General features: G+C 60.9%; 11 protein-coding genes. 2 read left to right on the top strand and 9 right to left on the bottom strand.

Annotation, left to right across the window (positions count from 1 at the left end):
* Nucleotides 1-332 precede the first annotated feature (332 nt).
* Nucleotides 333-1,742 (top strand): S1C family serine protease, encoded by a 1,410-nt coding sequence (locus VIN30_RS02500; protein WP_338209018.1) that lies wholly within the window; start codon nucleotides 333-335, stop codon nucleotides 1,740-1,742.
* Nucleotides 1,743-1,902: 160 nt separating this feature from the next.
* Here the strand turns inward: VIN30_RS02500 and VIN30_RS02495 are convergent, their stop codons facing one another.
* On the bottom strand, nucleotides 1,903-3,459 hold the full coding sequence (locus VIN30_RS02495) for an FAD-dependent oxidoreductase (RefSeq protein ID WP_338209017.1): 1,557 nt from the start codon (nucleotides 3,457-3,459) through the stop codon (nucleotides 1,903-1,905).
* Nucleotides 3,460-3,635: 176 nt separating this feature from the next.
* On the opposite strand from VIN30_RS02495, the gene VIN30_RS02490 reads away from it, so the two are divergent.
* The gene (locus VIN30_RS02490; protein WP_338209015.1) at nucleotides 3,636-5,096 is read left to right on the top strand and encodes a helix-turn-helix transcriptional regulator; all 1,461 of its coding nucleotides are present in this window, start codon (nucleotides 3,636-3,638) and stop codon (nucleotides 5,094-5,096) included.
* 150 nt (nucleotides 5,097-5,246) lie between these two features.
* On the opposite strand, the gene VIN30_RS02485 is transcribed toward VIN30_RS02490, so the two are convergent.
* From VIN30_RS02485 to VIN30_RS02450, 8 genes are all read right to left on the bottom strand, one after another.
* Nucleotides 5,247-6,200: a DUF4097 family beta strand repeat-containing protein gene (locus VIN30_RS02485; RefSeq protein ID WP_338209013.1), complete on the bottom strand. Its 954-nt coding sequence runs from the start codon at nucleotides 6,198-6,200 to the stop codon at nucleotides 5,247-5,249.
* Complete coding sequence (locus VIN30_RS02480) at nucleotides 6,197-7,141, bottom strand: helix-turn-helix domain-containing protein (RefSeq protein ID WP_338209011.1); 945 nt, start codon at nucleotides 7,139-7,141, stop codon at nucleotides 6,197-6,199. Before VIN30_RS02480 ends, VIN30_RS02485 begins: the two co-directional genes overlap by 4 nt.
* A gap of 262 nt (nucleotides 7,142-7,403) precedes the next feature.
* On the bottom strand, nucleotides 7,404-8,315 hold the full coding sequence (locus tag VIN30_RS02475; RefSeq protein WP_338209009.1) for a helix-turn-helix transcriptional regulator: 912 nt from the start codon (nucleotides 8,313-8,315) through the stop codon (nucleotides 7,404-7,406).
* Between the two features lie 136 nt (nucleotides 8,316-8,451).
* Nucleotides 8,452-8,994: an NYN domain-containing protein gene (locus VIN30_RS02470; RefSeq protein ID WP_338209007.1), complete on the bottom strand. Its 543-nt coding sequence runs from the start codon at nucleotides 8,992-8,994 to the stop codon at nucleotides 8,452-8,454.
* Between the two features lie 186 nt (nucleotides 8,995-9,180).
* On the bottom strand, nucleotides 9,181-9,930 hold the full coding sequence (gene rlmB / locus VIN30_RS02465; protein WP_338209005.1) for a 23S rRNA (guanosine(2251)-2'-O)-methyltransferase RlmB: 750 nt from the start codon (nucleotides 9,928-9,930) through the stop codon (nucleotides 9,181-9,183).
* Nucleotides 9,931-10,044: 114 nt separating this feature from the next.
* Entirely contained in the window at nucleotides 10,045-10,503 is a 459-nt protein-coding gene (locus VIN30_RS02460) for a hypothetical protein (protein WP_326424118.1), read from the bottom strand.
* Nucleotides 10,504-10,647: 144 nt separating this feature from the next.
* Nucleotides 10,648-11,259 carry a helix-turn-helix transcriptional regulator gene (locus VIN30_RS02455; RefSeq protein WP_338209003.1) on the bottom strand — a complete coding sequence of 204 codons (612 nt, stop codon included), beginning with the start codon at nucleotides 11,257-11,259 and terminating at the stop codon, nucleotides 10,648-10,650.
* Between the two features lie 135 nt (nucleotides 11,260-11,394).
* Complete coding sequence (locus tag VIN30_RS02450; RefSeq protein WP_338209002.1) at nucleotides 11,395-12,882, bottom strand: ATP-binding protein; 1,488 nt, start codon at nucleotides 12,880-12,882, stop codon at nucleotides 11,395-11,397.
* Between the last annotated feature and the right edge of the window lie 110 nt (nucleotides 12,883-12,992).

The following is a 12,992-nucleotide window of genomic DNA, read 5'->3' as shown; positions in this document are numbered from 1 at the left end:
GCTTCATGACCCGCGCCCCCTGTGGCCCTGCTGCCTCATGGCCCCGTAGGGGCGGGCTTCAGCCCGCCCTGCACCCAAAGCGCGGCGCCCCCAACCACACGCCTGCACCCACATTGCGGGCAGGCTGAAGCCCGCCCCTACAACGTGCTCCCGCAGAGTTTCCCCGACATTTCGCCCTATTCAAACACCGCGTCATACCCAGGGACTACTCCACCTGATGTATCTGCGTGTCGGGGACGTGACGAGGGGTTGTCGTCGCGGAAAAGGCGTGTTTGCGCATGCTAGAGTTCGCCCCAGCACAAACACGACCCCCTCGAACAAGGAGATCACCCATGACGAACTTCAACGGCAACAACGCTCCCTCCATCCGCGGCAGCCACGCCCGCCGCGACGACATCCTCGCAACCGCGCAGCCCTTCGACATCGACAGCTCGGTAGCATCTTCCGTGGCCGAGGCGGTGCCCGGCGCCAAGAAGGCCCGCAGCCGCACCTTCCTCACCGGCTTCGCCGGCGCCGCCATGGCCTGCATGCTGGCTCTGGGCATCAACGGCGCGATTATCGACCCCGCCACTGCCGAGGCCGTGAACAACCCGGCGCCTGTCACCCAGGCCGCCCTGGCCACGAGCGGCGACGCCACCCTGGCCGAGACCGTGGCGGCCAAGTGCCTGCCGTCGGTGGTGTTCGTGGAGACCTTCGCCGAGGCGGGCGGCCAGCTGCAGGCTCTGGGCACCGGCTCGGGCGTGGTGATGACCCAGGACGGCTACCTCATCACGAACAACCACGTGGTGGACGGCGGGTCGGCCTTTAAGGTGACCATCGCCGGCACCACCTACGACGCCGAGCTCGTGGGCACCGACCCCTCTTCCGACGTGGCCGTGCTGAAGGCCAAGGACGCGAGCGGCCTCACTCCCATGGAGATTGGGAACTCGGATGACCTGAACGTCGGCGAGTGGGTCATGACCCTAGGCGCGCCGTTCGGCCTGGAGCAGTCGGTGGCCACGGGCATCGTGAGCGCCACGAGTCGCTCGCAGATCATGGACGCGAGCGAGTCGGCGCAGTCGGGCGGTTCGGGCGAGACGACCATCTACCCGAACATGATCCAGACCGACGCGGCCATCAACCCCGGCAATTCCGGCGGCGCCCTGGTTGATTCCGACGGCAAGCTCATCGGCATCAATACGCTCATCACCTCGTACTCGGGCAACTACTCCGGCGTGGGCTTCGCCATTCCCGCGAACTACGCGGTGAACCTCGCGAACCAGATCATCGCCGGCGAGACGCCCACCCACGCCCAGCTCGGCGTGAGCCTGTCCAGCGTGAACGACCAGATGGCCGGCAGCTTCGGCCTGGCCGCCGAGAGCGGCGCCTACGTGGCCGGCGTGGCCGAGGGCTCGGGCGCGGCTGCGGCGGGCCTGCAGGAGGGCGACATCATCACGGCCCTGAACGGCGAGGCGGTGGAAAGCGCGTCCGACCTGATGCTGGCCGTGCGCGGCGAGCAGCCGGGCGACACCGTGACGCTCACGGTGAACCGCAACGGTCAGGAGCAGGAGATGCAGGTGACCCTGGGCGATGACGCCGCCAGCCAGAAGGCCGCGGCCGAGGCCAAGCAGCAGCAGGAGCAGCAGATGCCCGAGAACGGCTACGGTTACGGCCAGGACGGCGGCAACGACTACGGCTACGGCGACCCGTACGGCCAGGACGGCCGCGGCCTGAACCTGGACGACCTGTTCGGCCAGCGCTAGGCGGCAGCGAGCACCACAAAGTAACCCCACCCGGATTCCGCGACGGTCGCCGCACAGCAAGCGGGGCGCTCTTCTTGAGAGGAGCGCCCCGCTGATTTTGGAAAAAAGGACGTCCCGACCGGGGAGGATTATGGTCGGGACGTCGGGATAGAAAGACGACCTAGGAGCCCATAGCGTGCTTCACAGCAACCCGGGCGGTATTGATACTGTTGCCGCTGCACGAACCGGGAGTACCGATGGTATATACGTTGCGATACAGCATGCAACCCTCAACACCCACCACATATAGGCCCTCAATGGGATTGTGCTGCTTGTCGATGGCCTGAGCCTGCCGGTTGGTGGCCACGCCGCCAATAGTCGTGAACATGGCATTGATGGGCTCGGCGATATAGTAGGGGGCGCTTCCAAGAGCCACCATGTACTCAGGGTTCTTACCCCAGATGAGGTCGACACCCTCGACGCACATAGCGTTATACTCATCGACAAAGGTCTGCAATTCATCGACATCGAGGCCTACGGCATTAGCCAGATCTGCCAGGGTGTCAGCTTTGTAGAATTCCCCTTCGTTTGCAGCCAAACCACGCTCTAGCAAATCGGCGAATCCCTCCATTTCCGCTGTAATACTATCTTGAATTGCCTGATCCCAGATCATAAACGAGCGACGCTGATTCCATTTCGGCGGATTCGCCAGAGAAAGATTCACCAAGCAGTTGTCCTCGCGATAGAATCGCTCGCAACTGTCATTAATCCACGGTATCTGGGGCTTCATGCAAAAGCCCAGATTACCCATGTCGAAACCAACAGATCCAATGATGGAACCGCAGTTGTCGGCAGCATAATCGGACATGTCATGAGCCCCTACCGCCACAGCCATGTCGTGACCCGACCCGTTATCGTAAGGAGAACCCACTGAAAGAATGCGGTCCGTCGGATAGCCGATGTTCGAACACAGCTCATAGTTGGCGCCAAAACCACCCGTTGCCAAAATAACAGCGTCAGCATTTACCTGCGTCCACTCACCCGACTTCGGCTCAGCCAGCACACCAGTCACCTTGCCGCTGACATCAGTCACCAACTCGCTGGCGGGCATAGAAAACTCGATTCGCACCCCCAGTTCCTCCATGCGAGCCGTCAAAGGATCAATATAGCCAGCTTTGATACCGCCTTCGTACCAGTGAAAAGTTTGGAAATCTTTGCCATGATAGTCATCAACCTTATCAATGCGTACGCCCTGCTCCATAAGCCAGTCGATGTTATCGCCCGAATTCACCATCATCTCGTACCAAGACAGGCCGTCGGCACGCCACTGGGACTGATCCATCTCGCTGTTCAGTATCTCGTTGATGTCGATGGTAATGCCCTGAGCCTTGGCAATCTTCGAGTTCGCACCAAACGATCCTTCAACGCCGTTGGCAGAAGCTCCTCCCGTGGTATTGGATGCTTCCAACACCACCACATCAGCCCCATCCATGGCTGCCTGCACCGCCGAAACCATCCCAGAGAAGCCGGCACCTACAATGCAGATATCACAATCGATAGTGTTCGTGACGTTTTTGGGTGCATTGTCGGACCCAGGCGTTGTGGCATCCTTGCCGGAAACATCACCACCTGAGTCCTCAGCCTGAGATGCTGGAGCGCATCCCACCAGCCCAGCAAGGGCAGCGCCGCCCAAGCCTATCGCAGTCCCCTGCAGGAAATTTCTTCTTGAAAGTGTCATGGTAGATTCCCTCCTGTCGTATTTTCTCCCCGCACCATTGGCGTGAGACAAGTTCATGGTAGAGCGAGATTTTTCCTCGACAATCCCGCCTAACGTGTGCGTTCGCCAAAGTCACCCAGCACGGGTGACAAAGAACTACCCCCATACCGACCTAAGCCACGTCGAATGGAAGTACAATGAGACGAAGGAAGGGAGTCTCTATTTCTACAGGTAGAAAAATAATTGTGCTGACATTTGGCTATGCACTGTTCATTGCAGCAGCATCGCTGGCGTTCACACCTCAAGGCTATCTTCAGTTACCCTCGGAAACGCCTATAGTTCGTATCTGCAACAACATTGGCTTTGTTGCCGGATATCTTCTTATCGCCATAACCACAGCCCGAAAGGATCTCCGCGCGATGCCAATGTGGGTGCCTGGCATCGCAGGCGCAGTAGTTATCGGATGCCAAGTCCTCTTCACTCTTCAAAACTCAGGGAGTCTCGTCGTTATCGACTGGATGCCCGCCGCACTGCACGGAGCTACAGGAGCGTCTTTCGCTCTTCTATTCACTTTCTGGGCATCCACAGCCTACCTGATCGACGGAAAGCGCTTTCGGTTCATCGTTCTCGCAGGAAGCCTCATATCCTCGTTCATCGTAGTGTTTGCCAGCGCCGCCGAAAGCTTCTTTGTGGCCTCACTGGTGAAATGCGCAGCCATGATGTCTTCTCTTGGATTGCTCGCATATTTCCACTACGCGACAGGTCGTCTCTTCGCCCAGGCGGCAACACGACCTGTAACGGCACCTCGGCCGGAAGACGCCGTTTCTCCGCGCTCTCGTCGACTGCAGGGTCTCTTCATCCCTGTTGTCGCCACAGGCATTTTAGGTTTCGTGTATCAATACGCATGGACTTTTGTGGGAGTGAACGACTTGGCCGCCCTATCGTTTGCCATTGGGGAAGCTTTCGCCGTAGCATTGATTTTCCTGTTTGCCTCACTACCCAACAGCCACTCATTCAGTGTCTCGCGTGTATTTCGCGTGCTATGCCCCGTAGCCTGTATTGCTACGGTCCCCCTCTTCTTTACTTCGGGTATTCTGCAACTCCTACTCATGGGAATCGACAGCGCGGTATTCAATTTGTTCATCATTCTGCTTATGCCCCTATGCGCATCCATCGGCAAACGGAAGCGCCTCTCAATTCCCTGGTTGTATGCCGCGGCGGCAAGTGTCGTTAACCTATTCCCCACCCTGGGCTTCGCAGTAGGCTCTGCACCCCTTGTCCGTGAATCAGTTGCACTCTACATAACGGTGTTTGTGCTGATGGCAGCCTTATTCGTAGCCGCCTTCCTTGCCGACAGAGAAACTGACGATCTCGATCTTTCCCTGGGAGATCCCTCTGGAGGCGCACCTCGAAGCGCCCCCGCTGTTGCAAGTCGCATGCAAATTGCCTTGCGCATCTCCGAGGAATACGGCCTTACAAAACGCGAATGCGAGATTTTAGAACTGATTCTTTTGGGCAGAAACGTACCCAACATCGCCGAAGAGCTAGTTATTTCTTCCAATACCGTTAAGACGCACATAAAGCGCATGTACCAGAAGCTAGGCATTCATTCCCGCCAGGAATTGGCCGATCTCACCGAGGATCTTGAGACGTCCTAGTTCGGCCAGCGCTAGACGGCAGCGAGCACCGCAGAGGCGGCCCGGCCGCATTCTGCGACGGTCTCAGCACAGCAAGCGGGGCGCTCCTTCGAAGGGGCGCCCCGCTGTTTTGGGAAGAAAAGCGCGCTCGGCCCTCGCGCGGCAAAGCCTTTAGGCCACCGGCTTCACGGTGAAGTTGCCGCTGAGGATATCGAAATCGAGGGAGCACACGGGCGCACCGTCTTCCGCGCTGCCGGCGCCTCCGTTGGCAAGCTCGTTGTTGAAGCTGCCGCTCGTCTTGTCGATGTTGGTCGCAAGGCGCGTGTTCGCAGGCACCTCCAACACCAACTTCCCCGAGGCCAAGCTGCCCGATGCCTCCGCCGGCGCGCCCTCGCCCAATGACAGCGCGGTCGTGCCCGAGGCTATCTCCACCTCAAGGTGCTCGGCCACCGAGCCCTGCACCGACACGCTCCCGCTCGCCACATTCAGCGAAGCACGCTGGGCGGCCATGGCCGTGGCATTCACCTTGCCCGAGGCCACACCCAGCTCAAGGTCGTCGCACGTAAGGCCTACCACCTCGTAGTGGCCCGAGGCCGCCTCCAGCTCGAACAGCGCCAAGTGCTCGGCCAACGATGCGGGCACCTTCACCGTAACGTCCTTGCTCGCCATCGATAAGCTCGAGCAGCCCGAAAGCCCGCCGCCACCTTCCATGTAACTGATGGACAGCACGCCGCCGCCCGTCTCGCATACCATGGCGGGCGCGCGACCTCCGTTCACCACCTCGTCCACGAGCACCTTGCCGCCCGTCTCGGCATCGGGCACCACCTGCACCGTGCCCCGTCCCGCCAACCAGTTCAACTCAAGAGCGTTTACCTCGCTGGCAGCAATTTCGAAATGGCTGCCTTTGTCGGTGGTCGCCACAGCGCCGCGCTCCACCATGCCTTGGCGGACTTCGGCGGCGACATCGTCCACCACGTCGGTGCCCATGCAGCCTATCACGCCGCCGGGCACGAACAGCGAGCTGGGCCAGATGCTGCGCCCGCACCCGCCGAGCCAGCTGCACACGGCCAGGCACAGAACCACAATGAGCGCTACTTTAATATAGGTACTCGTCGCCAACTTCATCGGGCACCTCCCTCAACGGACGAAGCCTCCGCGGAAGCCTCCTCGGAAGGGGCTGCGGCGCATCCTTCGGCAGACACCGTGCAAGCCCCGTCCTCGGCGACAGCGCCAGCAGAAGATACTGCCGCCGCAGCCTGCCGGCGCTCCTCAACCCACGCGAGGTAAGCCGGGTCGGCCTCCAACGTACTCACCACCCAGTAGTAGAACGGAATGGTGAGGAAAATCACCCAACCGGGATGCCACCAGCCGAAGCAGAAGCCGCCCAGCAAGAACAGCACCGCGCACAGCAGCGGATAGGGAAAGCTGCGCAGCGGGTCCTTGGGCTCGGGCGGCGTGATGGGCACGGCCGCGGCCGGCGGGAAAGGCTGCTGGGTCGGGGGCACTTGGTATCCGGGCGGATACACCGGCGCCCCGGACGCTCCAGCCGGACCGGGCACCGCGGCAGCTGCCCCGGGCATCCCTGCGGCAGGTGCGTTCGGCACGCCAGCTCCGGGCATCCCGCCGCTCGCGCCAGCCGGGCCGGGCACCGCCCCCATCGGCCGCAACGGCACTGCCGGCGCGCTGGCGTTCACTTCCACAACCACCTTCTGGGGCGAAGCCTCTTGGGCCGCCGCAGCCACCGCGGCAGCCTCGGCGCGCTCGGCGGCTTCGCGAGCCTCCTCGGCCGCTTCCGCCGCCTGGGTCTCCGACGAGGCGGCGCGCTCCTGCGACTCGTAGCGCACATCCTCTTCCACTTCGGGGCTCACGCGCAACAGTTCGTCAAGCGTCACGCCGTATAGGTCGGCCAAGGCGATGAGGTTCCCCATATCGGGCGCCGACTCGGCGCGCTCCCATTTGGAAACAGCCTGACGCGACAGCCCCAGCTGCTCGGCCAGACTCTCTTGGGAAAAGCCGCGCTCGCGGCGCAGCTCGGCGAGGCGCTGGGCGATTTCCACGTTCATCATGGTTCCCTTTCGTGTCCTGCGTGTGGTCACTTCTCGCCTTTCACCCTATGGTTTCCCTTGCCGTTGCACCAGCACCCTTTGTGGTCAATTTCGAAAATCCCGCGGAAACCAGCCGCGACAACCAACGGTTGCTCCATCAACGACCTGGGAATACGCCGCTCCTCTTCTCGTGCGCACCAGGATACCAAAAAGATAAGCCCCGCGCTCGACGAACGCGGAGCCGAGAAAGTGCCTCAGTTAAACGACAGGGCCTCTCGAAATGTTACTGCTCACCTTCCGCGACGACCTCCGCATCCGCCGCCTCTTCCCCGCGGCGGCGATGCCACCATTCGGAGGTTTTCACGATGAGCACCTCCACGAGCGGAATGGTGAGGAAGATGACCCATGTGGGATGCCACTGGCCCACGATGAAGGCCATCCAGAGGAACCATGCCGTGGCGCCGATAGGATACAAACCGCACAGCATTGGCGCCACACGACGCGAGGCAACCGCCGCGCCCACCAAGTAGTAAACGGGAATGAGAAACAGCAGGAACAGCCCCACGCCCCAGCTCGTGCCGCTCAGCATGCCCAGAACCAGATACGCCACGATAACAAGAGCCCAGAAAGGAAACTTCATCCATGCCGCCGCCCGCGCCTTTCCCTCTTCGTCCAGGCACCAGCCATGCTTTCCAATGTGGTCGACAAGCTCGGGATTCGAGGAGCGGACGCGCACGCCATCCCAGCCCACGTGCACTTCTTCGCCATTGCGATCCAGCACGTGCACGCCATCGCGCCAACTCACATGCACCGAGTCCTTTCCGTCTTCCACATGGATGGCCGCCGGGCTCACCCGTACGCGCCCGCGACCCTCCTTTTCGAAATCAATACCCTCAACTTCGACGGTGCCGTGGGAATCATTCGGCGCAGCCGCGCCCTGTCGGGCATCGGCCCGGTCGGCTGCCTCGAAGGCCACGTCGTCGGCGATGGCGTCATCCACATACAGAAGCTCGTCCAGCGACACTCCGTACAACTTCGCCAGGGCGATGAGGTTGTCGGTATCGGGCGACGACTCCGACCGCTCCCACTTGGAAACGGCCTGGCGCGACACGCCCAGCTTCTCGGCCAGGGCCTCCTGCGACAGCCCGGCAAGCTTGCGGCGCGCGGCCAAGCGCTCGGCGATCTCAACGTTCATGGTGTGCTCCTTGTCTTCTGCGTTTGCCTTCGGTCTGCCCTATCGAGCCTACCCAAACGCCGCTGCCCGCGCGACCAATTCGCGTTGTCATTTCCCGCAATTATTGGTTGCGGAATGTCTGAACTGGGAAGATGCCTTACTTCGCGTCGCGCAGGGCCTTCAACTTCGCCAGGGTGTCGGCCGGTATGCGGTCGGCCACGGTGCGCTTGGGAGCCACCTTCGGCGTGTCGTCCAGCCGCGCGTCCGCATAGTACTCGCCCACCTCGTGCGAGAATCCCTCGGCGCTCATGCGGTCCACACCGCCGCCGAACACGGTGTCCTGAATGGCAGCGTCGCTCGTGACCACCATGGTCTCCACGCCGCGCTTGCCGGCATCGTAGGCCAGCTTCTCGATCACCTTGTCGGCCGACTGCCCCGCCGACGAGAAGATCACCGACACGCCACCCACCTTCGTGCGACTGCCCTGGGACAACTCGTTGTCGCCCGCGTCGAACACGATGATGGCGCCCATGTCGCGCCCCGCGAAGTTCACCACGTCGTTGATGAGTCGGTCGCGCGCCGCGTTGAAGAAGTCGTCAGTGTAGTCCTCGTCGGCACGAGGCTGCCGCTTGTACCGGCTGCCCGACCGCAGCACGTTGTATCCATCGACGATAAGGAGCTTTTTCCTTGTCTTTCCCATATTTGCCTTCTCAAATCACCGGTTCGCCCAAGGAAGTCAGCGAGGCTTCGACAGGTGCCTGGAGTTCGCTTGAAGGGTGGCCGAGCGGCCTTCGTGCCGCGAGGGAAAGCCCTGAATGCGAAGGCCAGGTGCCTGTCGGAGCCGCAGCGTCGGCGTTCCCGTTCGTCCCGTCAGGGCGAACGGAACTTACCAGTTCTGGCGGAGCCACTCGTACATGCAGGCGGTGGAGGCCTGGGCCACGTTCAGCGAGGAAATCTCGCCCACCTGGGGCAGCTTCACGCCGAAGTCGCAGTTCTCCAGCACCAGGCGCGACACGCCCTCGCCCTCATTGCCCATAACGAGCGCAATCTTGCCCTTGAGGTTCGACTTCCAAATGATGTCGGAAGCGTGCTCGGTGGCAGCAGCTACCCAGAAGCCCTCTTCCTTCAAGCGCTCGATAGTGCTCACGATGTTCGCCACCTGGGTGACGGGAATGTGCGAGATGGCACCGGCGGAGCTTTTGTACGTAGCCGCCGTCACACGGGCCGCGCGCTTGTTGGGGATGACGATGCCGGAAGCACCCACGCACTCGGCGGAGCGAGCGATAGCGCCCAGGTTGCCCGCATCGGTAATGTGGTCCAGCACCACGATGAGCGCGCGTCCGTCGTGCTCCTCGGCCGACTTCTTGGCCGCATCCAGAATGGTTGTCACGTTCACGTAGTTGAACGGCGCCGCCTCGGCCATCACGCCCTGGTGACTGCCGCGCTCGGAAATCTCGTCGAGCTTCTTCTTCGACACCTTCTTGATAGGCACATCCAGGTTCTTCGCCTTGCGCTGAATGTCGCGCACCAAGCCATCGCCCTGGCTCAGATTGTCCGCCATCAGGATGTACTTCAGAGGCACGTGGGTACGCAGTGCCTCGATAACCGGGCGCTTGCCCTCAATAAAATCAGCCATGAGTTCGCTTTCCTAGGTTCGTTTTTGCGTGCTGCTAGGATACTGAAAGAAAGGGGCAGCCGCCCGCATCGCAGGCGAAACTGCCCCATTTTCTCAAGAAATGGTTAGAAGCGCTTACTCGGCCTTCCCATCGCGGGCCGCGATTTCGGCAGCCTTGGCGGCAAACTCGGCGCGCTGCTCGGGGGTCATCATGGCCATTTGGGCCTCCAGCACATCGTGCTTCAGGGCCGCAGCGAAATCGGCAGAGTCCTTCTGCGCCGCATCGGCGGCCATCTCGGCCTGGGACCGCGCCATGGAAACGGCGGACTGCCCCTGCTCCTTCAGAAGCTCGGCGGCCGTCTTGGCCTGCTCGCTCATATGGCTTGCCACCGTCTGGGTCTGCTGGCCCACGCGCTCGGCCGTGGCCTGGGCCTGCTTTAGCACCTCGGAGTTGATCTGCTTGCCCTGCTCCACCGTGATCTCGCCCTTGGCGATCAGCTGCTCCACCAGCTCCTGGGTCTTCTCGGCACCGAGCGCCATGGCACCCACGCCCGCCAGGAACACGTCCTTGAATCCTTCGGCAATCGTCGTCATTTGAGGGCCTCCCTTGCTCTTTTGAGTTAGCTCCCCCATCATAGGCCGCTCTTCTGCCCGCAAACGCCGACGGGGCAGCACTGTTACTGCCCCGTCAAAGGTTGATTAACTTGCTTAGGTTTTATGACCAGCGGAAGGCGCCGCCTAGCTGAATATGCGGAAGAGCACAATGCCCACCACCGCGCCAGACGCCGCGCATACGGCAAGCTTGAGCGCCGATAAGGCCGGCGGATGGCGACGGCTGAAGGCCGCGCTGTCGCGCGCCGGCTCCTCGCCACGGGAATAGGCCACAATATCGCGGTAGGTAACCAGATCGTGCTGCTTCTTCATGTGGTCCACGATGCCCAGCAGAATACAGCCGAGAATCCACAGCACCAGGAACAACGCCATGCCCAGCACCTCGCTCTCGGTGAAGTTCGGTACCAGCGACGACGCGCCAGTGGGCACGGCAAACGCCACCAACAGCATCACCAGTCCCACACCCACCAGCGCCCAAGCCGCCACCGCCAAGCGGCTCATCGTCTTCCAGTCGTTCTCGATCGCCTTCTCCATGGCCTCCACGTCTCCTTTCACGAGTTCGTCGATGGACGTGCCGAACAGCTCGCTCAGCAGAAGCAGGCTCTGCACATCGGGATACGTGCGGTCGGTCTCCCAATTGGAAATGGTCTGGCGCGATACAAATATGCGCTCCGCCACCTCTTCCTGAGAGAGCCCCAGCCGCGCCCGATGCTCCTTCAGCTGCTCCTTCAACTCCACTGTTCCGTCCTTCCTCGCTCAGGTTGCCATGGCGGTTCCAACCCTACCACCAAAACCCTTTGACATGCTTTCCCCTTGCATGAAAAACCCCTGCCAAAAGTCTTTGACAAGGGTTCGGAACTGGTGTTTTCAACATCAGCGCCTTCGGGCTTGATACCGATAGAACCGACCATCCTTTGTGCGCTCTATTTCCCCCTCCTCGCAAAGACGCTTCAGCCGCTCTTGGGCACTTCGTTTCGAGATACCGGTTGCATCGTGAACCTCCTGCGGAGTAAGGCCCTGAGGACACGACGCGAGAAGGAGCACGATCGCTGCATCGTCGACAGGAGACACAGACCATATCATCATTTGGGCACGATCACGAACTTGAGCAACCGCCTTCTCATCTCGCAATGGCATCTCCAACGAAATCGATGCCGGCGAGTGAGCCTCCCTTAATGTCGGTTCTTCTCCGTAGACATCCTGCCACGTCCTCCAAATCTGCTGCAAACCGCTGCCCGCGCGATCACTGGCACCGATGAAGCTGAAGATGCGCATGAGGGTGGGGTTGCGTGTCTCGGAGAAACCTCCCGCCACCGCCACACGCCAGTCGACGAGCAGCGATCCCGGGTTCGACACGCTGATCCGGTCTTTTTTCAGAATGATCCGAATACTTCCGTTGGCTCCGTAATAGGCATGCACCAGCGCATTGGCCACCGCTTCGTTGGCAGCCTCTGTAACCGGATTCAGCGCTCCGTGCACCGTACCCGTCTCGTCGGTGGAGAAAGGCATTTTGAAGTGACGCACGAGCCGTTCGGTCACAAGATAGTAGAAGTCGATAAGATTACCGCTCCAATCGCCGCTTTGCGATACGACACGATCGTCCCACCGCCTATCTCCCGATCTCTCTTCTCGATAATCAAGTAAGTACTGCGGGACGTAATTCGTGATCTCGTACTCGTACCCAAAGGCCAAGAGCCCCGCCTGCGTTGGATGGAGCCTGCCATCATGACCCTTCGCCAATGCGCCAATATGGTAGAGAAAGTCCTCATCGGAGTCGTTGACCCAAGGATTTTGAGGTTTACTGCTCGCAAAGACGTTGCGATAGCGACGGATGGTCTCCTCACTCAGCGCGTCCATGCCAAAATGTTCGAGGGGCTTCCGATCAGCGCTGGGAATGCCATCGTACTGCATGAGCCTGATGTCCTCTTCGGAGGCCTTGAAATCACCGCCATCCCGCCGAACGTAGGCGACAAACCCCTTGGATCGACGGTCATACACCCGCACGGGCTTTTCTCCGCGCTCTGCTCGCGGAACATCGATGACAACAAAATCTTTGTCGTCCACGTGTTCGATGCGAACGCCGTCGTAGAGCATAACGTCGCGACCAACCCGCTGAGGATTGCGCAGAGAGCTCCAGAAGGAAGCCACCACCCCTTGGGCATCGACTACGCCCGTTGCGGAAAACCTCCCGCCAGCGACTTCTTCGCTCACCCCCAGCACTATTTCGCCGCCCTCGGTATTGGCAAAGGCGGAATAAGTCTCCCATAGATCGTCGGGCAGGCCCGCAGCCGCCTCCTTGAATTCTAAGCGTTGCCCCTCGTGAGCGTCATCTAAATTGTCGAGCAGCGTCCGGATATCCATAGCCCAACTTTCTCGCACGGCATCTTTTAGCCATTGTAACAACTAGGCTTTGGTCGGCGCATAGAGATCTCGCGTCCATTCGGCGCGGCTCGCGTCCATTCGGCGCGGCT

Source organism: Adlercreutzia wanghongyangiae (assembly GCF_035989245.1).
Taxonomy (GTDB): domain Bacteria; phylum Actinomycetota; class Coriobacteriia; order Coriobacteriales; family Eggerthellaceae; genus Adlercreutzia; species Adlercreutzia wanghongyangiae.
This window is presented reverse-complemented; position numbering and strand designations above follow the sequence as displayed.

What these genes read in the sequence shown, in the direction of transcription:
- VIN30_RS02480 (WP_338209011.1), bottom strand. Translation starts at nt 7,141, where the DNA reads ATGATGAACGTGGAAATCGCCCAGCGCCTCGCCGAGCTGCGCCGCGAG.
- VIN30_RS02470 (WP_338209007.1), bottom strand. Translation starts at nt 8,994, where the DNA reads ATGGGAAAGACAAGGAAAAAGCTCCTTATCGTCGATGGATACAACGTG.
- VIN30_RS02490 (WP_338209015.1), top strand. Translation starts at nt 3,636, where the DNA reads ATGAGACGAAGGAAGGGAGTCTCTATTTCTACAGGTAGAAAAATAATT.
- VIN30_RS02500 (WP_338209018.1), top strand. Translation starts at nt 333, where the DNA reads ATGACGAACTTCAACGGCAACAACGCTCCCTCCATCCGCGGCAGCCAC.
- VIN30_RS02450 (WP_338209002.1), bottom strand. Translation starts at nt 12,882, where the DNA reads ATGGATATCCGGACGCTGCTCGACAATTTAGATGACGCTCACGAGGGG.
- rlmB (WP_338209005.1), bottom strand. Translation starts at nt 9,930, where the DNA reads ATGGCTGATTTTATTGAGGGCAAGCGCCCGGTTATCGAGGCACTGCGT.
- VIN30_RS02495 (WP_338209017.1), bottom strand. Translation starts at nt 3,459, where the DNA reads ATGACACTTTCAAGAAGAAATTTCCTGCAGGGGACTGCGATAGGCTTG.
- VIN30_RS02460 (WP_326424118.1), bottom strand. Translation starts at nt 10,503, where the DNA reads ATGACGACGATTGCCGAAGGATTCAAGGACGTGTTCCTGGCGGGCGTG.
- VIN30_RS02485 (WP_338209013.1), bottom strand. Translation starts at nt 6,200, where the DNA reads ATGAAGTTGGCGACGAGTACCTATATTAAAGTAGCGCTCATTGTGGTT.
- VIN30_RS02475 (WP_338209009.1), bottom strand. Translation starts at nt 8,315, where the DNA reads ATGAACGTTGAGATCGCCGAGCGCTTGGCCGCGCGCCGCAAGCTTGCC.